The organism is Pseudomonas sp. AC242 (genome assembly GCF_979258655.1).
This window is the reverse complement of the sequence record NZ_OZ409873.1, coordinates 521,436-542,519: the sequence shown is the minus strand read 5'-3', so window position 1 is coordinate 542,519 and position 21,084 is coordinate 521,436. Positions and strand designations below refer to the sequence as shown.

General features: G+C 58.1%; 20 protein-coding genes. 3 read left to right on the top strand and 17 right to left on the bottom strand.

Features of this window, described 5'->3' with window-relative positions:
* Nucleotides 1–24: 24 nt before the first annotated feature.
* The 3 genes from ACZZ0A_RS02355 to ACZZ0A_RS02345 form a co-directional block, all read right to left on the bottom strand.
* Complete coding sequence (locus tag ACZZ0A_RS02355) at nucleotides 25–375, bottom strand: DUF1090 family protein (protein ID WP_238539509.1); 351 nt, start codon at nucleotides 373–375, stop codon at nucleotides 25–27.
* Between the two features lie 585 nt (nucleotides 376–960).
* Complete coding sequence (locus ACZZ0A_RS02350) at nucleotides 961–1,452, bottom strand: hypothetical protein (RefSeq protein ID WP_007908824.1); 492 nt, start codon at nucleotides 1,450–1,452, stop codon at nucleotides 961–963.
* Nucleotides 1,419–2,177, bottom strand: a complete 759-nt coding sequence (locus ACZZ0A_RS02345) for a winged helix-turn-helix domain-containing protein (RefSeq protein ID WP_007908825.1) — start codon at nucleotides 2,175–2,177, stop codon at nucleotides 1,419–1,421. The genes ACZZ0A_RS02350 and ACZZ0A_RS02345 overlap by 34 nt, the downstream gene beginning before the upstream one ends.
* A 251-nt stretch (nucleotides 2,178–2,428) precedes the next feature.
* Between ACZZ0A_RS02345 and mutS the strand changes: the two genes are divergently transcribed.
* Nucleotides 2,429–4,999: a DNA mismatch repair protein MutS gene (gene mutS, locus ACZZ0A_RS02340; RefSeq protein WP_463544073.1), complete on the top strand. Its 2,571-nt coding sequence runs from the start codon at nucleotides 2,429–2,431 to the stop codon at nucleotides 4,997–4,999.
* Between the two features lie 163 nt (nucleotides 5,000–5,162).
* The gene (gene fdxA / locus ACZZ0A_RS02335) at nucleotides 5,163–5,486 is read left to right on the top strand and encodes a ferredoxin FdxA (RefSeq protein WP_007908827.1); all 324 of its coding nucleotides are present in this window, start codon (nucleotides 5,163–5,165) and stop codon (nucleotides 5,484–5,486) included.
* Nucleotides 5,487–6,013: 527 nt separating this feature from the next.
* Here fdxA and rpoS read toward each other — a convergent pair.
* The 8 genes from rpoS to ACZZ0A_RS02295 form a co-directional block, all read right to left on the bottom strand.
* Nucleotides 6,014–7,021 carry an RNA polymerase sigma factor RpoS gene (gene rpoS, locus ACZZ0A_RS02330; protein WP_007908828.1) on the bottom strand — a complete coding sequence of 336 codons (1,008 nt, stop codon included), beginning with the start codon at nucleotides 7,019–7,021 and terminating at the stop codon, nucleotides 6,014–6,016.
* A gap of 106 nt (nucleotides 7,022–7,127) precedes the next feature.
* A complete protein-coding gene (locus tag ACZZ0A_RS02325; protein WP_007908829.1) occupies nucleotides 7,128–8,009 on the bottom strand; it encodes a peptidoglycan DD-metalloendopeptidase family protein in 882 nt (293 codons plus the stop codon).
* Between the two features lie 212 nt (nucleotides 8,010–8,221).
* Nucleotides 8,222–8,857 carry a protein-L-isoaspartate(D-aspartate) O-methyltransferase gene (locus tag ACZZ0A_RS02320; protein ID WP_171057346.1) on the bottom strand — a complete coding sequence of 212 codons (636 nt, stop codon included), beginning with the start codon at nucleotides 8,855–8,857 and terminating at the stop codon, nucleotides 8,222–8,224.
* A 41-nt stretch (nucleotides 8,858–8,898) separates the two neighbouring features.
* Nucleotides 8,899–9,648, bottom strand: coding sequence for a 5'/3'-nucleotidase SurE (gene surE, locus ACZZ0A_RS02315; protein WP_007908831.1), 750 nt, complete (start codon nucleotides 9,646–9,648; stop codon nucleotides 8,899–8,901).
* On the bottom strand, nucleotides 9,636–10,694 hold the full coding sequence (gene truD / locus ACZZ0A_RS02310; protein ID WP_007908832.1) for a tRNA pseudouridine(13) synthase TruD: 1,059 nt from the start codon (nucleotides 10,692–10,694) through the stop codon (nucleotides 9,636–9,638). Before truD ends, surE begins: the two co-directional genes overlap by 13 nt.
* Nucleotides 10,691–11,164: a 2-C-methyl-D-erythritol 2,4-cyclodiphosphate synthase gene (gene ispF, locus ACZZ0A_RS02305; RefSeq protein WP_034149878.1), complete on the bottom strand. Its 474-nt coding sequence runs from the start codon at nucleotides 11,162–11,164 to the stop codon at nucleotides 10,691–10,693. Before ispF ends, truD begins: the two co-directional genes overlap by 4 nt.
* A 44-nt stretch (nucleotides 11,165–11,208) precedes the next feature.
* Nucleotides 11,209–12,054 (bottom strand): S-formylglutathione hydrolase, encoded by an 846-nt coding sequence (fghA, locus tag ACZZ0A_RS02300; RefSeq protein WP_095112506.1) that lies wholly within the window; start codon nucleotides 12,052–12,054, stop codon nucleotides 11,209–11,211.
* Nucleotides 12,055–12,119: 65 nt separating this feature from the next.
* On the bottom strand, nucleotides 12,120–13,232 hold the full coding sequence (locus ACZZ0A_RS02295) for an S-(hydroxymethyl)glutathione dehydrogenase/class III alcohol dehydrogenase (protein ID WP_007908835.1): 1,113 nt from the start codon (nucleotides 13,230–13,232) through the stop codon (nucleotides 12,120–12,122).
* Nucleotides 13,233–13,348: 116 nt separating this feature from the next.
* On the opposite strand from ACZZ0A_RS02295, the gene ACZZ0A_RS02290 reads away from it, so the two are divergent.
* The gene (locus ACZZ0A_RS02290; protein ID WP_007908836.1) at nucleotides 13,349–14,245 is read left to right on the top strand and encodes a LysR family transcriptional regulator; all 897 of its coding nucleotides are present in this window, start codon (nucleotides 13,349–13,351) and stop codon (nucleotides 14,243–14,245) included.
* 87 nt (nucleotides 14,246–14,332) lie between these two features.
* On the opposite strand, the gene ispD is transcribed toward ACZZ0A_RS02290, so the two are convergent.
* From ispD to tilS, 6 genes are all read right to left on the bottom strand, one after another.
* Nucleotides 14,333–15,040: a 2-C-methyl-D-erythritol 4-phosphate cytidylyltransferase gene (gene ispD / locus ACZZ0A_RS02285; protein ID WP_007908837.1), complete on the bottom strand. Its 708-nt coding sequence runs from the start codon at nucleotides 15,038–15,040 to the stop codon at nucleotides 14,333–14,335.
* Nucleotides 15,037–15,315 (bottom strand): cell division protein FtsB, encoded by a 279-nt coding sequence (gene ftsB, locus ACZZ0A_RS02280; RefSeq protein ID WP_007908838.1) that lies wholly within the window; start codon nucleotides 15,313–15,315, stop codon nucleotides 15,037–15,039. The genes ispD and ftsB overlap by 4 nt, the downstream gene beginning before the upstream one ends.
* Before the next feature lie 171 nt (nucleotides 15,316–15,486).
* Nucleotides 15,487–16,776, bottom strand: coding sequence for a phosphopyruvate hydratase (gene eno, locus ACZZ0A_RS02275; protein ID WP_007908839.1), 1,290 nt, complete (start codon nucleotides 16,774–16,776; stop codon nucleotides 15,487–15,489).
* 157 nt (nucleotides 16,777–16,933) lie between these two features.
* Nucleotides 16,934–17,779 (bottom strand): 3-deoxy-8-phosphooctulonate synthase, encoded by an 846-nt coding sequence (gene kdsA, locus ACZZ0A_RS02270; RefSeq protein WP_007908840.1) that lies wholly within the window; start codon nucleotides 17,777–17,779, stop codon nucleotides 16,934–16,936.
* A gap of 5 nt (nucleotides 17,780–17,784) precedes the next feature.
* Nucleotides 17,785–19,416 (bottom strand): CTP synthase, encoded by a 1,632-nt coding sequence (locus tag ACZZ0A_RS02265; protein WP_007908841.1) that lies wholly within the window; start codon nucleotides 19,414–19,416, stop codon nucleotides 17,785–17,787.
* A gap of 274 nt (nucleotides 19,417–19,690) precedes the next feature.
* A complete protein-coding gene (tilS, locus tag ACZZ0A_RS02260; protein ID WP_463542463.1) occupies nucleotides 19,691–21,019 on the bottom strand; it encodes a tRNA lysidine(34) synthetase TilS in 1,329 nt (442 codons plus the stop codon).
* Nucleotides 21,020–21,084 lie beyond the last annotated feature (65 nt).

Sequence of the window (21,084 nt, the reverse complement as noted above, 5' to 3'; positions counted from 1 at the left end):
GGTGTGTTGGCCGTGGTTGACCCTTTACTCATCCATGAGCTTTTGCAGTTTTGTCTGAGCTCGTTCGAGCCTCGCTTCCTGATTCTTGATGACTTTCACATCGCCGTACTGACGCGCGGCCTCCAGATAGTTCTGTCTGCGTCGCACTTCGGCTTCGGCCTTCTGGATGGAGCTAGAACGGTCATCTTGCGCGGAGGGTTCTTGGCAATAACGCTCGACATTGGCCAGCGCCCGCTCCAGACCGGACTTGCGATATATATTGTCCGCCTTGTCAGCGCGCTCAATTTGCAACACAAGTTCAGCGCGGCGCTGCGCGCAACTTTCCCGCGAGTCAGCCCTTGAACTATCGATGATCAAAACGCTGCCAATCAGCAAGGACAGATTCCACAACAGACTTGATCTCATCAGACAAACCCCAGATAGTTTTTCTCTCCAGCGCGCCCATGAAAGTAGCTCACCCGAGACCATGCCTCGCGACTAACTAACGTTTCCCGTATAGCAAAAAGTGCTGCCTTCATCATTTCGCAACAGCGAGTTCTACACATTGGGAAGTGTTCAACCATCCACGCCACCGGTACGTAAACATGATCGAAGCACAGCAACACCGGAGTACGATCAGACAACGTGGAAATACTGACGTCCTTTTCTTTTCCACCCATAACCGCCGGCACAAACACGATACCTTCCCTGTTTATTGCAATTGATCGCTTCCAGACGGGAGACTTGGCCCCATGAGCACTGCGCACGCAAAACCAGAGCATCTATACGTTCCTCAACAGCTTAAACATCGCCATATTATTCAAGGCAACCAAACAGCCGCAGTGCGCTGACTCTCGGGTAGTCGCAGGGGCTGTTGGCTTGACTCGAATCATATTAACGACCCGGGGCCGTCAAGGCCTTACAGGCCTCTTACTCAGTCTTACTTAATCGCCCAGAGGCCTTGCACCCCGGGGGTTTTCGCTAGCGAGGGACGTGGCATACGCCATTGATCAAGTTATTGATGTTGTAGTAGTACTCGGTATCGGAGAAGTAATTGAACGTCACCATACCGCCTTGAAAACCTCTTTCCATAAACGGAAGTTCATCGCCGGCGGTGTCCGCATCAAACTTTACAATCGAACGCGTCCTGAACAGAAACCTGGAAGTATCCAGATGGGTGAGTGCAATTTCAAACTTGCGATCATAAGTATAGACTTTGCCCTCAGGGGTTTTGACAGCGTAGTACACATAAAGAGCGCCTTCCTCTGAGTCGATCGTCATATCACCAACGCCATGCCAACGAACTTTGTGATCATTCGTATGGACAAAATCTATGGATGCAAAACAAGGTGCGCGCGGAATATCGCGACTGATCAAATAAAAATGTTTTATAACCAGAGCACCGAAGACGAATACCGACAAAGCGGCAATCACTGCGATTATTTTTTTCCAACGAGTTGGTAGTTCACACATATGGCCTCCCCCTTACTTTCCGGCTTGATGCATTTGACCAGCAATTGGGAGAGTGGCTTTCGCACATAGTAGTTGATATCGGACAATACAATCGGTGGTTCGAACTCGCTGAGCGCCTTGACAATATCCTCTTTGGACATTCTTTCACTTTCTTCTACATACAACTTCGCTTCACCCTCTTGCCAGATGAGTTTCCACTCTTCCAGATCGGCTGGCTTTTTAAACACCAGGTAAGTGTAAAAGACCGGAAGAGCAATCGCAGGCACCAGGATTGCTGGCAAAAGGAAGCGCCAGTAACGACTGAATGGCTTTTTCACCATGGGAGCGTCGACGATGAATGGTTCAGCATCGTTTACCACCGCAGGTGGCGACTCAGAGGCTTGAGTCTGCGTGCTGACCAAGCGGATTTCACACAACAGCACCACGCCACGGCGTGGCAAGGTCTTAAGACTGTCCCGCGGTAACCCGACGTCAGCGAAATGCGCGCGGAGCATGTGCAGCGTCTTGTAATAACTGCTGTCGGAAATCACCAGGCCGCGCTCCCCCCAGACTCGGGAGATAAGCTGCTCCTTATCGGTCACGCCGGCTATCAGGGCCAGCAGCAGGTCACTTTCATTGCTGCCTAGCACCGCTGACTGCCGCGCCCGGCTGAGGGTCATTTTTTCCGCATCGTAGTAACAGTTGCTCGCTGATATCCCTGAGCCGATGCCCTCTGACTGTTCCAAGCTGCGTCCTCAACTGATCTGCAATCCTCGAATTCCGATCATTCGATAGCTTTTCGGCACTATAGGACACAATGCCAACCCAAGCGGCGGTGCGTTGCTGCATCCACTTCAAAAAAACTTCATACTCGGCCCCACTGAATCAACTCACGGGCCGCATCGCTGGCAAACACTCGCCATTTTGAAGATGCGAACGACCCCGTTTTGGCCTCGTCACTTTTTCCGGTAAAGCTAAACCCCTGATGAATAAAGCTATTTCAGACCTTTCCTCCCACACTCCGATGATGCAGCAGTACTGGCGCCTGAAGAATCAGCACCCGGATCAGCTGATGTTCTACCGCATGGGCGACTTCTACGAGATCTTCTACGAAGACGCAAAGAAGGCTGCCAAGCTGCTCGACATCACCCTGACCGCGCGCGGGCAGTCGGCGGGGCAGGCGATTCCGATGTGCGGGATTCCTTACCACGCGGCGGAAGGCTATCTGGCGAAACTGGTCAAGCTCGGCGAGTCGGTGGTGATCTGCGAGCAGGTCGGCGATCCAGCGACCAGCAAAGGCCCGGTTGAACGTCAGGTCGTACGAATCCTCACGCCGGGTACGGTCAGTGATGAGGCGCTGCTCGACGAGCGCCGCGACAACCTGATCGCTGCGCTGTTGGGTGATGAGCGTCTGTTCGGTCTGGCCGTGCTGGACATCACCAGCGGCAGCTTCAGCGTGTCGGAAATCAAAGGCTGGGAAAATCTGCTGGCGGAACTGGAGCGGATCAACCCGGTGGAATTGCTGATCCCGGACGACTGGCCAAGGGACCTGCCAGCGGAAAAACGCCGTGGCGTCAGTCGGCGTGCACCGTGGGATTTCGAGCGCGACTCGGCGCTGAAAAGCCTTTGCCAGCAATTCTCCACCCAAGACCTGAAGGGCTTTGGTTGCGAGAACCTGACCCTGGCCATCGGCGCTGCCGGTTGCCTGTTGGCGTATGCCAAGGAAACCCAGCGCACCGCCCTGCCCCACCTGCGCAGCCTGCGCCACGAACGTCTCGATGACACCGTGGTGCTGGACGGTGCGAGCCGCCGCAATCTTGAACTCGACACCAACCTGGCCGGTGGCCGCGACAACACCCTGCAATCGGTGGTCGATCGCTGCCAGACCGCCATGGGCAGCCGGTTGCTGACTCGTTGGTTGAATCGTCCGCTGCGCGATCTGACCGTGCTGCTGGCGCGCCAGACTTCGATCACTTGCCTGCTCGATCGCTACCGTTTCGAAAAACTGCAACCGCAGCTCAAGGAAATCGGCGACATCGAGCGGATTCTCGCGCGGATCGGCCTGCGCAACGCGCGTCCTCGTGATCTCGCACGGCTGCGCGACGCCCTTGGCGCACTGCCAGAACTGCAAGTGGCCATGACCGACCTGGAAGCGCCGCACCTGCAAGGTCTGGCGACCACCACCAGCACTTACCCGGAACTGGCGGCGCTGCTGGAAAAAGCCATTATCGACAACCCGCCTGCGGTCATCCGTGACGGCGGCGTGCTGAAAACCGGTTACGACAGCGAACTCGATGAACTGCAGTCGCTGAGCGAAAACGCCGGTCAGTTCCTCATCGATCTGGAAGCCCGCGAGAAAGCCCGCACCGGCCTGAGCCACCTGAAAGTTGGCTATAACCGCATTCACGGCTACTTCATCGAACTGCCGAGCAAGCAGGCCGAATCGGCGCCAGCGGATTACATTCGTCGGCAGACGCTGAAAGGCGCCGAACGCTTTATTACGCCGGAACTGAAAGAATTCGAAGACAAGGCGCTGTCGGCCAAGAGCCGCGCCCTCGCACGCGAGAAGATGCTTTACGAAGCGCTGCTGGAAGACCTGATCAGCCAATTGCCACCGTTGCAGGACACCGCTGGCGCACTGGCCGAACTCGACGTGTTGAGCAACCTCGCCGAGCGCGCGCTGAACCTCGACCTGAACTGCCCACGTTTCGTCAGCGAGCCGTGCATGCGCATCTCCCAGGGTCGTCACCCGGTGGTCGAGCAGGTGCTGACCACGCCGTTCGTGGCCAACGACCTCAGTCTGGATGACAACACGCGCATGCTGGTGATCACCGGCCCGAACATGGGCGGTAAATCCACCTACATGCGCCAAACCGCACTGATCGTGCTGCTGGCGCATATCGGCAGCTTCGTGCCGGCCGCCAGTTGCGAACTGTCGCTGGTCGATCGCATTTTCACCCGCATCGGTTCCAGCGATGACCTCGCGGGCGGCCGTTCGACCTTCATGGTTGAAATGAGCGAGACCGCCAACATCCTGCACAACGCCACCGAGCGCAGCCTGGTACTGATGGACGAAGTCGGTCGCGGCACCAGCACCTTCGACGGTCTGTCGCTGGCGTGGGCTGCGGCGGAGCGCCTGGCTCATTTGCGCGCCTACACACTGTTCGCTACACACTACTTCGAACTGACCGTGTTGCCGGAAGCCGAGCCATTGGTGGCCAACGTCCACCTCAACGCCACCGAGCACAACGAACGCATCGTGTTCCTGCACCACGTGCTGCCCGGCCCTGCCAGCCAGAGTTATGGCTTGGCAGTGGCGCAGTTGGCCGGCGTGCCGAGTGAAGTGATCGTGCGTGCCCGCGAGCACTTGAGCCGACTGGAAGAAACCGCGTTGCCGCATGAAGCGCCGAAACCTGCGGCCAAGGGCAAACCGGCGACGCCACAGCAAAGCGACATGTTCGCCAGCCTGCCGCATCCGGTACTCGATGAGCTGGCTAAACTGGATCTGGATGACCTGACCCCGCGTCGTGCGCTCGAAATGCTCTATGCATTGAAGAACCGGATATAAGCACTGAAGAAGCGGATATAACGCAAACGGCTTCAAGCTGTTAGAATCTCGCGCGGTTTGGGATGCTGCTGGCTAATAGCCTGGCCAGCAGGTATCGCTCCCGAACCTGGCGACCCCAACCGTGAAGGGGCAACGCTGCCGCCGCCTGAGGAGAAAATTAGAAATGACCTTCGTCGTCACCGACAACTGCATCAAGTGCAAGTACACCGACTGCGTAGAAGTCTGTCCGGTGGACTGCTTTTACGAAGGCCCGAACTTCCTGGTGATTCACCCGGATGAGTGCATCGACTGCGCCCTGTGCGAACCGGAATGCCCGGCCGTAGCCATCTTCTCCGAGGACGAAGTTCCGGAAGAGATGCAGGAGTTCATTCAACTCAATGTTGAGCTGGCTGAAATCTGGCCGAACATCACCGAGAAGAAAGAATCGCTGCCGGATGCCGAAGAGTGGGACGGCGTCAAAGGCAAGATCAAAGACCTCGAACGCTGATCTGCCCCGCGCTCGAATGAAAAGGCCCCTCGCGGGCCTTTTTGCTTTTCTGTGTTCTGCTTTTCTGCGGGCGAAAAAAGGGGCGGTATGACCCGCCCACATTTTTTCCCTATTCCCTGTATTCCTTTTCATCGTCCTGATGAATCGCGTCCTGCGATGTCCGTTCCCCTCATCCTTGAAGGGCGTGTCTGTCCGTCGACACAAACCAGATACTAGAGAATTCCCCGGCGAGAGCAATCGGCCCTGAGACCGTAGAAGCGCTGTAATAAGCACTTCACATTAAAAAATAAATATATAAATCAATAAGTTAAATAACCTCGCCGAGGATAATCGACGTCTGCCGTCCTATAAAAATAGTGAACACCTACGAAAGAGTAAGCCAAGGCTTACACCGCGAGACTACAAACGATGGAATTGCCAACCGTACGTCCGGCAATCAACAGCGTTGTAAGGGACAGCCACCAAATCCAGGCCAACAAAAAGCCCCGAACCAGTCGGGGCTTTCTGCGGGCGGACGTGAGAGGCGCTTACTGGAACAGCGACTCGCTCGACAGGCCATTCTTCTCAAGAATTTCACGAAGGCGCTTGAGGCCTTCTACCTGAATCTGCCGCACCCGTTCCCGGGTCAGGCCGATCTCCAGGCCTACGTCTTCCAGCGTGCTGCTCTCGTGACCGCGCAGGCCGAAGCGACGTACAACCACCTCGCGCTGCTTGTCGGTCAGCTCCGACAGCCATTGATCGATGCTTTGCGACAGGTCGTCATCCTGCAGCAGTTCGCACGGATCGGTCGGACGATCATCGGTAAGGGTGTCCAGCAGGGTTTTATCCGAATCCGGACCCAGCGAGACGTCGACCGAAGAAACCCGCTCGTTCAGGCCCAGCATGCGCTTGACCTCGCCCACCGGTTTTTCCAGCAGATTGGCGATTTCTTCGGGTGAAGGTTCGTGGTCGAGCTTTTGCGTCAGCTCCCGTGCAGCCCGCAGATACACGTTGAGCTCCTTGACCACATGGATCGGCAACCGGATGGTCCGGGTCTGATTCATGATCGCGCGCTCGATGGTTTGACGAATCCACCAGGTTGCATAGGTCGAGAAGCGGAAGCCGCGCTCGGGATCGAACTTTTCCACCGCCCGGATCAGCCCGAGGTTGCCCTCTTCGATCAGATCCAGCAGCGACAGCCCCCGATTGACGTAACGCCGGGCGATTTTGACCACCAGCCGCAGGTTACTTTCAATCATGCGCTTGCGCCCGGCCGGATCGCCACTTTGCGACAAGCGCGCAAAATGAACTTCTTCCTCCGGGGAGAGCAATGGGGAAAAGCCGATTTCGTTGAGATACAACTGCGTGGCATCAAGTGCACGCGTGTAGTCGATGTACTTATGTTGTTTAAGTGAAGCGGAGTGTTTGGATTTGGAACGAACGGAAGGTGGAGCAGCCCCTTCATCATTCGACATCGAATCCGAATCGATGCCGGTCTCCATAAGGAGAACCTCATCGTCGATGTCAAACTCCGGCACTTCTTTACTGAGAGCCATTGTTATAGTCCTTTGGTGAGTTCGACCCCAAGCTCAAGCGACGCCTTTATCCTTGGCAGCGCTGGAGCCTGTCCCCTCTACGTGACGGAACAGGCTGGCTTACAAATCAACGTCTTGGCAGGAACTGCAGCGGATCCACAGGTTTACCTTGGCGGCGAATCTCAAAATGCAGTTTCACCCGGTCTGTACCCGTTGACCCCATTTCGGCAATTGTCTGTCCGACCTTGACCTGCTGTCCCTCCCGAACCAACAGCCTGCGGTTATGTCCGTAGGCACTGACGTAGGTTTCGCTGTGTTTGATGATGACTAATTCGCCGTAGCCCCTTAAGCCACTCCCGGCGTATACCACCGTCCCATCAGACGCAGCTAAAACAGGCTGTCCCAAATCTCCGGCGATATCAATTCCTTTATTCAAACTACCGTTTGAAGAGAATTTTCCAATCAGAATGCCATTAGATGGCCATCCCCAGCCGGTCGGGGCCGGGCCTGCCGGAGGCAGTGGCGCGGGCGCTTGCTTGTTGGCGACGGACGGTGCAACACCCGCAGAACCGCCAGTAGAACCGGTGGTTGTGGTGGTCGTCGTGCCATTTGCCTGGCGCCGGATTACCGTGGTTTTACTCGAAGAAGAAGGCGAAGAACTGCTGTTGCCGACCACCGCCGTCGGCGTTGAACCGGTGCGGCCATCGAAGCGAATCGTCTGACCCGGATGGATCGTGTACGGCGTAGGAATATTGTTCCGGGCCGCGAGGGCTTTGTAGTCCCAGCCGTAGCGAAACGCGATCGAAAACATCGTATCGCCGGGACGGACTACATACTGTCCGGTCGTCACGGTAGGACGCTGGGCCACCGCATTATTGCGATCGACCACCCGCACATTGCTCGATTTGGTGCTGGAGCAACCGACCAGCAAGGTGCTCAAGACAAGGCCAGTCACCAGGCGCTGAAAGCTCGTGTTACCCATACGCTGCGCAATGACTGTGAGACTCACCCGCCGCTCCCTTTGTGGTGGCTGAAAAATGTGAAATGCCGGATGTCGGCATGAGGTGTCGCAAGTATAACGGGCCGGATCGGCTTTACCTTTAATGAAGCGAAATCGCTTCGCGCACACGTTTGCAAGCTGACAATCTGCTGCGTTTAAACCATCGCTGCCGGAGTAAGACACAGGCGAACGACAGGAATTCAGCGTGCATAAACAAATGCTCAGGCCAGCGGCCCATTGAGCAACGGCACGAAACGAACAGCCCCCAGAACATGCCGGGAAAAGCCGTTTTCCTCACGCACGATCAGCAACAATTGCTGCACTTCTCCGGAACCCACCGGAATCACCATGCGCCCGCCCGGAGCCAATTGGTCGAGCAAGGCTTGCGGAACATCGGTGGCCACGGCGGTGACAATAATGCCGTTATACGGCGCCAGCGCCGGCCAGCCTTCCCAGCCATCGCCCCAGCGGAACACCACATTGCGCAGGTTCAGTTCGACCAGGCGTTCCTTGGCGCGGTCCTGCAGCACCTTGATCCGCTCGACCGAGAACACTCGCTCCACCAGTTGTGACAACACCGCGGTCTGGTAACCGGAACCGGTGCCGATCTCCAGCACTTTATCCAGCGGTCCCGCCTCCAACAGCAGTTCGCTCATGCGCGCCACCATATAAGGCTGGGAAATGGTCTGGTTATTGCCGATCGGCAGCGCCGTGTCCTCGTAAGCGCGATGTGCCAGCGCTTCATCGACGAACAGATGACGCGGCGTACGCCGAATCACTTCCAGCACCTTGGCGTTGGACACGCCCTCTTCGTACAGGCGCTGGATCAGACGTTCACGGGTACGCTGCGAGGTCATACCGATGCCGCTGCGCAGCCTGTCTTCGTGTTCACGGGCCATCAGCGCAGTCCCTCCAGCCAGCCATCGAGACTTCTGAAGGCATCATTGAAGGTGCGATCAAGCTGCAACGGCGTGATGGAGACATAACCTTGCATCACCGCATGAAAGTCGGTGCCGGGGCCGCCATCCTCGGCATCGCCGGCGGCAGCGATCCAGTAACCTGCCTTGCCACGCGGATCGACCACTTTCATCGGCGCGGCCGCGCGGGCGCGATGGCCGAGTCGGGTCAGCTGGATGCCACGAATGTGATCGATGGGCAGGTTGGGAATATTCACGTTGAGCACCGTGCGCGGCGGCAGGTCGAGCCCGGCATGGGCTTCAACCAGTTTGCGCGCAAAGTACGCCGCCGTCGGCAGATTATCCACCTGCCGTGAGACCAGCGAAAAAGCAAACGACGGACGCTCGAGGAAACGTCCCTCAAGAGCGGCCGCCACTGTCCCGGAATACAGCACGTCATCGCCAAGGTTGGCGCCGAGGTTGATGCCGGAAACCACCATGTCCGCCTCGCGTTCCAGCAGGCCGTTCAGGCCCAGGTGCACGCAGTCGGTCGGTGTGCCGTTGAGGCTGATAAAGCCGTTGGCAAGGTATTGCGGGTGCAGCGGACGGTCGAGCGTCAGCGAACTGCTGGCGCCGCTTTTGTCCTGCTCCGGGGCGATAACCACGCACTCGGTGTAATCCGCCAGCGCAGCATAGAGCGCGGCAAGACCGGGTGCGGTTACCCCATCGTCGTTAGAAATCAGAATACGCATGGGCTGTCCGTCTGCCCCACCGGCACCAGATCAACGAGTTCGCGCACCAATACGGTGGCGAAGCATCCGGCCGGGAGGACGAATTCCAGTTGCAGAATGTCAGGCTGGGGATAATGCCACGTCAACCCGCCAATGGGCAGCCGCAGGATGCGACGTTCGTGGCTCATGCCGGCATGAACCAACCAATCGCGCAGCTCTGCTTCATCGGCGGCGATCCCCTGCTCCAGTTCATGGACAACGCCTGCGGTCGGCGAGTCACCTTCGCCCCACTGTGGACCGGTCGGATGCAGATCGAGAATCGCCAGACGCGGGTCGCTGCATTCAGCTTCTCCGGCCGGGAAAAAACTGCGGCTGTCGGTGAACGCCAGCAGATCGCCGACCTGAGCTTTTTGCCAAGTACCATCGGCAACACGCGCCGCCAGCACTTTGTTGAACAGAAAACTGCGCGCGGTCGAGAGCAGGCGCGAGCGCACATTGCGCTGCTCCGGCAAAGCCTTGCGCGCCGCCCACGCACGCGCATCAACGACGTTGCCGCCGTCATGGCCGAAACGCTGGGCGCCGAAATAATTGGGAATGCCCTGTTTGGCGATCAGTTGCAGACGCTGTTCAATCGCGTCTTTGTCGCCAGTGAACTGAGTCAGGCGCAAGGTGAAACCGTTGGCCGAATGCGCACCGCGTTGCAGCTTGCGCTTGTGCCGGGTGGTCTTGAGGATCTTCAGCGTGTCGTTTTCCGCCGCTGACAGATCCGGATCGGCCTTGCCCGGCAGTTGCACGCTGAACCACTGACGGGTCAGCGCCTGACGATCCTTCAGCCCGGCATAGCTGACGGTGCGCAACGGCACGCCGGCAGCCTTGGCAATACGTCGTGCGGCTTCTTCAGTGTTGAGGCCGCGTTTTTCGACCCAGATCCACAAGTGCTCGCCGTCGCCGCTGAACGGGATGTCGAGCACTTCATCGACCTGAAAATCTTCAGCGATGGCTTTTAGTATCGCGCTGCCGAGAGCTTCGCCATAGGCACGCGGGCCGAGCAATTGCAGTTCATTCATGCGCGCAGCAACAAGGCAACGGAGTGCACGGCGATGCCTTCTTCGCGACCGACAAAGCCAAGCTTTTCGGTGGTGGTAGCTTTCACGTTCACTTGATCCAACTCAACTTGAAGATCCGCCGCGATCAGCGCGCGCATCGATTCGATATGCGGGGCCATTTTCGGCGCCTGGGCAACGATGGTGTTGTCGACGTTGCCGACTTTCCAGCCCTTGGCATGGATCAGCGCGACCACATGACGCAGCAGCGCACGGCTGTCGGCGCCCTTGAATTGCGGGTCGGTGTCCGGGAAGTGTTTGCCGATATCACCCAGCGCCGCAGCGCCGAGCAAGGCATCGCTCAAGGCGTGCAGCAAAACGTCACCGTCGGAATGAGCGAGCAGCCCGAAGCTGTGTGCGATACGCACGCCGCCCAGAGTAATGAAATCGCCTTCAGCGAAACGGTGCACATCATAGCCGTGGCCAATACGCATAAAAAAAACGCCCCGATTTTTGTCAGGGCGTGATTCTACCTGCATTAACCGCGCAGGGCGCGTGCGTGATGCTGCAAGTGGTCGTCTATAAAGCTTGAGATGAAGAAATAGCTGTGGTCGTAGCCCGGTTGCAGGCGCAATGTCAGCGGATGGCCCGCTTGTTTTGCTGCTTGTTGCAAGGCTTCGGGTTTGAGCTGAGTGGCGAGGAAGTCGTCGCGATCACCCTGATCGACCAGCAGCGGCAGTTTTTCGTGGGCCTCGGCGATCAGCGCACAGGCATCCCACTCTTTCCACTTCGAACGATCTTCGCCCAGGTAACGGGAGAACGCCTTTTGCCCCCATGGGCAATCCATCGGGTTGTTGATCGGCGAGAACGCCGACACCGATTGATAGCGACCCGGGTTTCGCAATGCGCAGACCAACGCACCGTGACCGCCCATGGAGTGGCCGCTGATGCTGCGTTTGTCCGAAGCGGGGAAATGCGCTTCAACCAGTGAAGGCAATTCCTGCACGACATAGTCATGCATCCGATAGTGGCGCGACCAAGGTTCCTGGGTGGCATTCAGATAGAACCCGGCGCCAAGGCCGAAATCCCAAGCGTTGTCCGGATCACCCGGGACATCGGGGCCGCGCGGGCTGGTGTCCGGCGCAACAATGATCAAACCCAGTTCGGCAGCCATGCGCATCGCGCCGGCCTTCTGCATGAAGTTCTCATCGGTGCAGGTCAGGCCTGACAACCAATACAGCACTGGCAGCTTGCCGCCCTGCTCAGCCTGCGGTGGCAGGTAGACGGCGAACACCATGTCGCAACCGAGCACGTCAGAGCGATGGCGATAGCGCTTGTGCCAACCGCCGAAACTCTTCTGACAGGAGATGTTTTCCAGATTCATATGAAGACTCCTACGTGATCACGACCACAAGCCTTCAAGACTTGTAGCCATGTCGCCACGATTGATCAGAAATGAATGACGGTACGAATGCTCTTGCCTTCGTGCATCAGATCGAACGCTTTGTTGATGTCTTCCAGGCCCATGGTGTGGGTGATGAACGTATCCAGCGGGATTTCGCCGCTCTGGGCCATGTCGACGTAGCTTGGCAACTCGGTACGACCGCGCACGCCGCCGAACGCCGAACCGCGCCAGACGCGACCGGTCACCAACTGGAACGGACGGGTCGCGATTTCCTGGCCGGCACCGGCCACACCGATGATCACCGACTCACCCCAACCTTTGTGGCAGCACTCAAGGGCGGCGCGCATCAGTTGCACGTTGCCGATGCATTCGAAGGAGAAGTCGACGCCGCCATCGGTCATGTCGACGATCACTTCCTGGATCGGACGATCGAAGTCTTTCGGGTTTACGCAGTCGGTTGCACCGAGTTGCTTGGCGATTTCGAACTTGGCCGGATTGATGTCGATGGCAATGATGCGCGCAGCCTTGGCTTTCACCGCGCCGATCACCGCTGACAGACCGATGCCGCCGAGACCGAAGATGGCCACGGTGTCACCCGGTTTGACCTTGGCGGTGTTGAGCACTGCGCCGATACCGGTGGTGACGCCGCAACCCAGCAGGCAAACCTTTTCCAGTGGCGCGTCCTTGGAGATCTTGGCCACGGATATTTCCGGTAACACGGTGTATTCCGAGAACGTCGAAGTGCCCATGTAGTGGAAAATCGTTTCGCCCTTGTAGGAAAAGCGCGAAGTGCCGTCCGGCATCAAACCTTTACCCTGAGTGGCGCGAATTGCCTGACACAGGTTGGTCTTGCCCGACTTACAGAATTTGCACTGGCCGCATTCCGGGGTGTACAGCGGAATCACGTGATCGCCCACCGCAACCGAAGTTACGCCCTCGCCGATGGCTTCAACGATCGCGCCACCTTCGTGGCCAAGGATCGACGGAAAGATGCCTTCCGGATCAGCACCGGACAGGGTGTAGGCGTCAGTGTGGCAAACCCCGGAAGCCACCACGCGCAGCAACACTTCGCCGGCCTTGGGCATGGCGACATCGACTTCTACGATTTCCAGCGGCTTCTTGGCCTCGAAGGCAACGGCGGCGCGCGACTTGATCATGCTGACTCTCCAGTGAATCCAATGAATAAAAAACCAGACAAGGAGTGTAATACATGGCTTTACGATGAATAATCCGGACAAAAGCAAAACATTATTGCCATACAGGGATAATCCCCATGTCCGAAAACCGCTGGGAAGGCATCGACGAGTTCGTCGCCGTCGCCGAATGCAGCCAGTTCACCGCCGCTGCCGAACGTCTTGGGGTTTCGTCCTCGCACATCAGTCGCCAAATCGTCCGACTCGAAGAGCGTTTGCAGACGCGTCTGCTCTATCGCAGTACCCGGCGCGTGACACTGACCGAGGCCGGGCAGACCTTTCTGCAACATTGCCAACGCTTGCAGGATGGTCGCGAAGAAGCCCTGCGTGCGGTGGGCGACCTGACCAGTGAGCCGAAAGGCATGCTGCGCATGACCTGTGCCGTGGCTTACGGCGAACGCTTTATCGTGCCGCTGGTAACGCGGTTCATGGGGCTTTATCCGCAGCTGCGCATCGATATCGAACTGAGCAATCGCCAACTCGACCTGGTGCATGAAGGATTGGACCTGGCGATTCGTCTCGGTCGCTTGCAGGACTCGCGGCTGGTCGCGACACGCCTGGCGCCACGGCGAATGTTTCTCTGCGCTTCACCGTCCTACGTTGAGCGGTACGGCCGCCCACACAGCCTGTCGGAATTGAGCCGACATAATTGCCTGATCGGCAGCTCGGACATCTGGCAGCTTGAGCAAAACGGCCGGGAGTTTTCCCAACGGGTGCAGGGCAACTGGCGCTGCAACAGTGGGCAAGCAGTGCTGGATGCGGCGTTGCAGGGGGTTGGGCTGTGTCAGTTGCCGGACTATTACGTGCTGGAGCATCTGCACAGTGGCGCGTTGATTTCCTTGCTGGAGGCGCACCAGCCACCGAACACGGCGGTGTGGGCGCTGTATCCGCAGCAGCGGCATTTGTCGCCGAAGGTGCGCAAGTTGGTGGATTTTTTGAAGGAGGGATTGGCTGAGCGGCCGGAATATCGAGGTTGAAAAGCAAAAGATCGCAGCCTTCGGCAGCTCCTACAAAGGCATGCGAACCCATGTAGGAGCTGCCGAAGGCTGCGATCTTTTGATCTTTTAGCGGCGGTTAGCCCAACGCTGACGCAACCATTCGAGATCTTCAGGCCGGGTCACCTTGAGGTTATCCGCCCGCCCTTCAATCAGTCGCGGCTTGAGACCGGCCCACTCCATCGCCGAAGCTTCATCAGTAATCAGCGCATCCGCCACCAGACTGTCCGCCAACGCCCGATGCAACGCGCCGAGGCGAAACATCTGCGGCGTATACGCCTGCCAGATCACGCTGCGATCGACGGTTTCCAGCACCCGACCGTGCTTGTCGACGCGCTTCAACGTGTCGCGCGCAGGGACGGCGAGCAAACCGCCGACCGGATCATCCGCCAGTTCATCGAGTAACTTGTCGAGATCTTCGCGACTCAGATTCGGTCGTGCCGCATCGTGCACCAGCACCCAATCTTCATCATCGGCACCCTGCGCATGCAAGTGCAGCAAGGCATTGAGCACCGAACCAGAACGCTCGGCCCCGCCTTCAACCCGCTGAATGCGCGGATCGCTGACGCACGCCAGGTTCGGCCAGTAAGGATCATCAACCGCAAGACTGACCACCAGTCCTTTAAGGCTTGGGTGATCGAGGAAACAGCCGAGGCTGTGTTCGAGAATTGTGCGCCCGCCCAATTGCAGATATTGCTTGGGACGGTCCGCGGCCATTCGGGCACCGACGCCCGCGGCAGGAATCACGGCCCAGAAGGCCGGCAGGGAATTGATCATTGGGCCAACTGGTAAAGGGTTTCGCCATCCTTGACCATGCCCAGTTCGTGACGAGCCCGCTCTTCAACGGTCTCCATGCCCTTTTTCAACTCACTGACTTCAGCGTCCATCACGCGATTACGCTCCAGCAAACCTTCGTTCTCGGCATGTTGATCAGCAATCTGCTGATTCAGCTCGGCAACTTGCGCCAGACTGCCATTGCCCACCCACAGGCGGTATTGCAGACCGGCCAGTAGCAAGAGCAAAACGAGAAACAACCAGTAAGGACTGCGCATCGAATATCAGGTATCCAGTGAAAAAAGACAGCCACGCCAAAACTTTGAAGCATCTGATAGCACGAAGCCTGGAAGACCCAGGCTTGTGCTGTTAAGGCACCAGATTAGTGGCAAATCCATCGCTGTCACGACTTTTTCGACACAATCCGGTGTCCTTCCATCGATTTGTACTTAGCCGCGAAACTCGCTGCGACCGTTGTACTTGGCCTTGCCATTCAACTGCTCTTCGATACGCAGCAGTTGGTTGTACTTGGAAACGCGGTCGGAACGGCACAGCGAACCGGTCTTGATCTGGCCAGCCGAAGTACCCACAGCCAGGTCGGCAATGGTCGAATCTTCGGTTTCGCCCGAACGGTGCGAGATCACTGCGGTGTAACCGGCTGCCTTGGCCATCTGGATGGCTTCCAGGGTTTCGGTCAGGGTGCCGATCTGGTTGAACTTGATCAGGATCGAGTTGGCGATGTTTTTATCGATGCCCTCTTTAAGGATCTTGGTGTTGGTCACGAACAGGTCGTCGCCCACCAATTGAACCTTCTCGCCGATCTTGTCGGTGAGGATTTTCCAGCCAGCCCAGTCGGACTCGTCCAGACCGTCTTCGATCGAGATGATCGGGTAACGTTCAGTCAGGCCTTTCAGGTAGTCAGCGAAACCTTCAGCGGTGAACACCTGGCCTTCGCCGGACAGGTTGTACTTGCCGTCTTCGTAGAATTCGCTGGCCGCGCAGTCCAGGGCCAGAGTCACGTCGGTGCCCAGTTTGTAACCGGCATTGGCCACAGCTTCGGAGATTACTTTCAGCGCGTCTTCGTTGGACGCCAGGTTCGGTGCGAAACCGCCTTCGTCGCCAACGGCAGTGCTCAGGCCACGAGCCTTCAGCACAGCTTTCAAGTGATGGAAAATCTCGGTGCCCATGCGCAGACCTTCCGAGAACGACTTGGCACCAACCGGCTGCACCATGAATTCCTGGATGTCGACGTTGTTATCGGCGTGCTCGCCACCGTTGATGATGTTCATCATCGGTACCGGCATCGAGTAAACACCCGGGGTGCCGTTGAGGTTGGCGATGTGTGCGTACAGCGGCAGGTCCTGGTCCTGCGCAGCAGCCTTGGCCGCAGCCAGAGACACAGCGAGGATGGCGTTGGCGCCCAGAGTTGCCTTGTTTTCGGTACCGTCGAGCTTGATCATCGCGTGATCCAGGGCTTTCTGGTCGCTTGGGTCGGTGCCCAGCAGCAGATCGCGGATCGGACCGTTGATGTTGGCTACCGCTTTGAGCACGCCCTTGCCCAGGTAACGGCTCTTGTCGCCATCACGCAGCTCGAGCGCTTCACGCGAGCCAGTGGATGCACCGGACGGCGCGCAAGCGCTGCCGATGATGCCGTTGTCGAGAAGCACGTCCGCTTCCACGGTGGGATTGCCACGGGAGTCGAGAACTTCACGACCTTTGATGTCGACGATTTTTGCCATTGTTGTAAACACTCCAAAGTTGACGAAAACGACGCAGCTAGAGGAAATCTTTTTACCGTCGGCAAGGGGTGTGCAGCGGGCAGACTTGCAGACGATAACGCTCATGCCCGAGGGCATGAGCGACAAATCGTGCGGTACTTTACCGGAGAATTGAGGCTTACGCGGTTTCTACCGTCGGAAAACTCTTCACCAGTTCGTCCAAAGCTTTGAGCTGGGCCAGGAATGGCTCCAGTTTGTCCAGACGCAAGGCGCAAGGGCCGTCGCATTTGGCGTTGTCCGGATCCGGATGCGCTTCGAGGAACAGACCCGCCAGCGACTGGCTCATGCCCGCCTTGGCCAGATCCAGAACCTGTGCACGGCGACCGCCGGCGGAGTCGGCACGACCACCCGGCATTTGCAGCGCGTGGGTCACGTCGAAGAATACCGGGTACTCGAACTGCTTCATGATGCCGAAGCCGAGCATGTCGACCACGAGGTTGTTGTAGCCGAAGCTCGAACCACGCTCGCAGAGGATCAATTGATCGTTACCCGCTTCCACGCACTTGTTCAGGATGTGTTTCATTTCCTGAGGCGCGAGGAACTGGGCTTTCTTGATGTTGATCACAGCATTGGTCTTGGCCATCGCGACGACCAGATCGGTCTGGCGCGACAGGAAGGCCGGTAGCTGGATGATGTCGCAGACCTCAGCGACGACCGCGGCCTGTTCAGGCTCGTGGACGTCGGTGATGATCGGTACGCCAAAGGCTTGTTTGATGTCCTGGAAGATGCGCATGCCCTCTTCCAGGCCAGGACCGCGATAGGAGGTCACAGAAGAACGGTTGGCCTTGTCGAAACTGGCCTTGAACACGTAAGGGATACCGAGTTTCTCGGTGACTTTCACGTACTCTTCGCAAACCTGCATGGCCATGTCACGGCTTTCCAGCACGTTCATGCCGCCGAACAGCACCATGGGTTTGTCGTTGGCAATTTCGATGTCGCCGACGCGGATGATCTTCTGTGCCATCGGGATTAAGCCTTCTTCTGGTGTTGAGCCAACGCTGCTTTGACAAAACCGCTGAACAGCGGATGGCCATCGCGTGGTGTCGAGGTGAACTCAGGGTGGAACTGGCAAGCGACGAACCAAGGGTGATCGGCCGCTTCAACCACTTCAACCAGCGCCGCGTCAGCGGAGCGACCGGAGATTTTCAGGCCGGCTTCGATCAGTTGTGGCAGCAGGTTGTTGTTCACTTCGTAACGGTGACGGTGACGCTCGACGATCACATCCTTGCCGTAGCAGTCGTGCACCTTGGAGCCGGCTTCGAGCAGGCAGTCCTGAGCGCCGAGACGCATGGTGCCGCCCAGATCAGACGATTCGGTACGCACTTCAACGGCACCGGTCGCGTCTTCCCACTCGGTGATCAGACCGACAACCGGATGACCGCTGGCGCGATCGAACTCGGTGGAGTTGGCGTCTTTCCAGCCCATCACGTTACGGGCGAACTCGATGACCGCCACTTGCATACCGAGGCAGATACCCAGGTATGGAACCTTGTTTTCGCGAGCGTACTGAACGGCAGTGATCTTGCCTTCCACGCCACGCAGACCGAAGCCGCCCGGTACGAGGATCGCGTCGACACCTTCGAGCAGCGCAGTGCCCTGGTTTTCGATGTCTTCGGAGTCGATGTAGCGCAGGTTGACCTTGGTGCGGTTGCTGATGCCGGCATGACTCATCGCTTCGATCAGCGATTTGTAGGCGTCCAGCAGCTCCATGTACTTGCCGACCATGGCGATGGTCACTTCGTGTTCCGGGTTCAGCTTGGCATCAACCACCGCTTCCCACTCGGACAGATCAGCGCTACCGCATTGCAGACCGAAACGCTCAACGACGAAATCGTCCAGACCCTGCGAGTGCAGGATGCCCGGGATCTTGTAGATGGTGTCGGCGTCTTCCAGCGCAATTACCGCACGCTCTTCAACGTTGGTGAACTGGGCAATCTTGCGACGCGACGAGATGTCGATCGGGTGATCGGAACGGCACACCAGCACGTCCGGCTGCAGACCGATCGAACGCAGCTCTTTTACCGAGTGCTGAGTTGGTTTGGTCTTGGTTTCGCCAGCGGTGGCGATGTACGGCACCAGCGTCAGGTGCATCAGCATCGCGCGCTTGGCGCCGACTTCGAAACGCAGTTGACGGATGGCTTCGAGGAACGGTTGCGACTCGATGTCACCGACGGTGCCACCGATTTCAACCATCGCCACGTCAGCGTCACCGGCACCTTTGATGATGCGGCGCTTGATTTCGTCAGTGATGTGCGGGATCACCTGGATGGTCGCACCCAGGTAGTCACCACGGCGCTCTTTGCGCAGCACGTGTTCGTAGACACGGCCGGTGGTGAAGTTGTTGTTCTGGGTCATGGTCGTGCGGATGAACCGCTCGTAGTGGCCCAGGTCCAGGTCGGTCTCGGCGCCGTCGTGGGTGACGAACACTTCACCGTGCTGGAACGGGCTCATCGTGCCCGGATCGACGTTGATGTACGGATCCAGCTTCAGCATGGTGACCTTAAGTCCCCGCGCCTCCAGGATGGCTGCCAATGAAGCCGATGCAATGCCTTTCCCCAATGAAGAAACAACACCGCCCGTGACGAATATGTAGCGCGTCATGAAAAACCCTAGAAGTCTGCGTTAAAGCGGTACGAGCCGCCGGGGAAAGCGAAGGAAGGCCGAAGCCCCCGATCACCTGCATTAATCACAGTGCACCTTTCAAAAAAACCGCCGCGTTGGGACAGACCGGCAGGTGAAACACCGGTACGTTGCTCGCTACACATTTTTTGGAATCGCCCAGCAAAGACTGCTTGGTAATCGGCAACTCCTGCAATTCAGGCGAATCCACAGAAGTTGTATCAAGAAGGGAGCGTAGTCTACCGGAATGCTCCTTTCAGCTCAAACCTTGATCTTCGTCTGTTGGCAGCCAATGCAATTTCCAGCCGCCCTGCACAGGTCCATCAAGTCCCGGCAGGTTCGCCACCGCGAGCAATTCATCACCGCGAAACAGCAGCGGCAATCTGCCACGGACGAAGCCCGGCACCGCGCGCTCATTGAGCAGGCGCTTGAGATCGCGGTGACCGCGATCCGCCAGGTGCATGACTTCGCCGCCCTGACGATAGCGAATCTGCAAAGGCCCGGAAGGCGCCTGCCCGCTGAACATGACACGGCCATTATCGGCCAAGCGTAGCGCTGACGACGGCGCTTGCCAGTCGGCACCGATCACTGGCGTGCGCAACCAGTTGCCGCTCAGCCACCACACTCGACCGGCGCTACGGTGCAGCTCGCCCTCAGCCAGCCGCCAGACGGGTGAAGCATCGTGAGCGGCCGCGCACAGATCCGTCCATCCCGACCAATGGTCACTATCGGGCAGTTGTGTGGAGGGCTCGAGCCAATGACTGATCGCGTTCCGTTGGCGGGCGGCAGACAGTGCGGCGAGTGGCGCCAGCTCCAGCGACGGCAATCCCAGCCATTCGAATTCATGAGCGGTGGCGGCTTGAGCCAGATCAATCTGCGCCAACTCATCGAGCAGTCCCTGGGCCTCACGCAGATGCGCGGCGCTGCGGACCATGCTCGCCTGCGCCTGCGGCCAGCGCCCGGTCAGCAGCGGCATGACCTGATGGCGCAGATAGTTGCGCGAGAATTGCCGATCCTCATTCGATGGGTCTTCAATCCAGCGCAATTGATGAGCCTGCGCATACGCTTCCAGTTCGGCCCGGGAGATTTCCAGCAACGGACGAACCAACGTGCCCTGCCCCACTGGCCGCTGCGTCGGCATCCCGGACAATCCGCGCACACCGGCGCCACGTAATAACCGGAACAGCAGCGTTTCCGCCTGATCATCGCGATGCTGGCCAGTAAGCAACACGTCATTGGCTTGCGTCAGTGAACCGAACACGGCGTACCGCGCATCCCGGGCCGCGCGCTCCAAGCTTGCGCCCGCTTGCACCTTCACACGCTCGATCAGCAACTGCACCCCCAGCGCATCGCAGACAGACTGGCAGTGTTCTGGCCACGCATCAGCCGCAGCCTGTAGGCCGTGATGAATATGAACAGCGCTTAGCGCAGGGAGGGATTCAGATTTTGCCAGAGAGGCAAGCAGATGCAGCAGGACGGTGGAATCGAGACCACCAGAGAAGGCGATGCGCCAATGAGCGGCACTGCGCCAAGGCTCAAGGTTGAGCAACAGCCGGGAAGGCAAATCAATCATGGACTGACCCATATCTAACTCTTTGCCCCAAAACAAATGTAGGAGTGAGCCTGCTCGCGATCGCGGAGTGACAGCCA

Coding starts and splice junctions, on each gene's coding strand:
- rpoS (WP_007908828.1), bottom strand. CDS start 7,021: ATGGCTCTCAGTAAAGAAGTGCCGGAGTTTGACATCGACGATGAGGTT.
- surE (WP_007908831.1), bottom strand. CDS start 9,648: ATGCGTATTCTGATTTCTAACGACGATGGGGTAACCGCACCCGGTCTT.
- ftsB (WP_007908838.1), bottom strand. CDS start 15,315: ATGCGCAGTCCTTACTGGTTGTTTCTCGTTTTGCTCTTGCTACTGGCC.
- kdsA (WP_007908840.1), bottom strand. CDS start 17,779: ATGGCACAGAAGATCATCCGCGTCGGCGACATCGAAATTGCCAACGAC.
- ispF (WP_034149878.1), bottom strand. CDS start 11,164: ATGCGTATTGGCCACGGCTATGATGTGCACCGTTTCGCTGAAGGCGAT.
- ACZZ0A_RS02295 (WP_007908835.1), bottom strand. CDS start 13,232: ATGATCAAGTCGCGCGCCGCCGTTGCCTTCGAGGCCAAGAAGCCGCTG.
- fghA (WP_095112506.1), bottom strand. CDS start 12,054: ATGAATCTGGAAAACATCTCCTGTCAGAAGAGTTTCGGCGGTTGGCAC.
- ACZZ0A_RS02265 (WP_007908841.1), bottom strand. CDS start 19,416: ATGACGCGCTACATATTCGTCACGGGCGGTGTTGTTTCTTCATTGGGG.
- truD (WP_007908832.1), bottom strand. CDS start 10,694: ATGAATGAACTGCAATTGCTCGGCCCGCGTGCCTATGGCGAAGCTCTC.
- ACZZ0A_RS02290 (WP_007908836.1), top strand. CDS start 13,349: ATGTCCGAAAACCGCTGGGAAGGCATCGACGAGTTCGTCGCCGTCGCC.
- eno (WP_007908839.1), bottom strand. CDS start 16,776: ATGGCAAAAATCGTCGACATCAAAGGTCGTGAAGTTCTCGACTCCCGT.
- ACZZ0A_RS02350 (WP_007908824.1), bottom strand. CDS start 1,452: ATGTGTGAACTACCAACTCGTTGGAAAAAAATAATCGCAGTGATTGCC.
- ispD (WP_007908837.1), bottom strand. CDS start 15,040: ATGATCAATTCCCTGCCGGCCTTCTGGGCCGTGATTCCTGCCGCGGGC.
- fdxA (WP_007908827.1), top strand. CDS start 5,163: ATGACCTTCGTCGTCACCGACAACTGCATCAAGTGCAAGTACACCGAC.
- ACZZ0A_RS02320 (WP_171057346.1), bottom strand. CDS start 8,857: ATGACCTCGCAGCGTACCCGTGAACGTCTGATCCAGCGCCTGTACGAA.
- tilS (WP_463542463.1), bottom strand. CDS start 21,019: ATGGGTCAGTCCATGATTGATTTGCCTTCCCGGCTGTTGCTCAACCTT.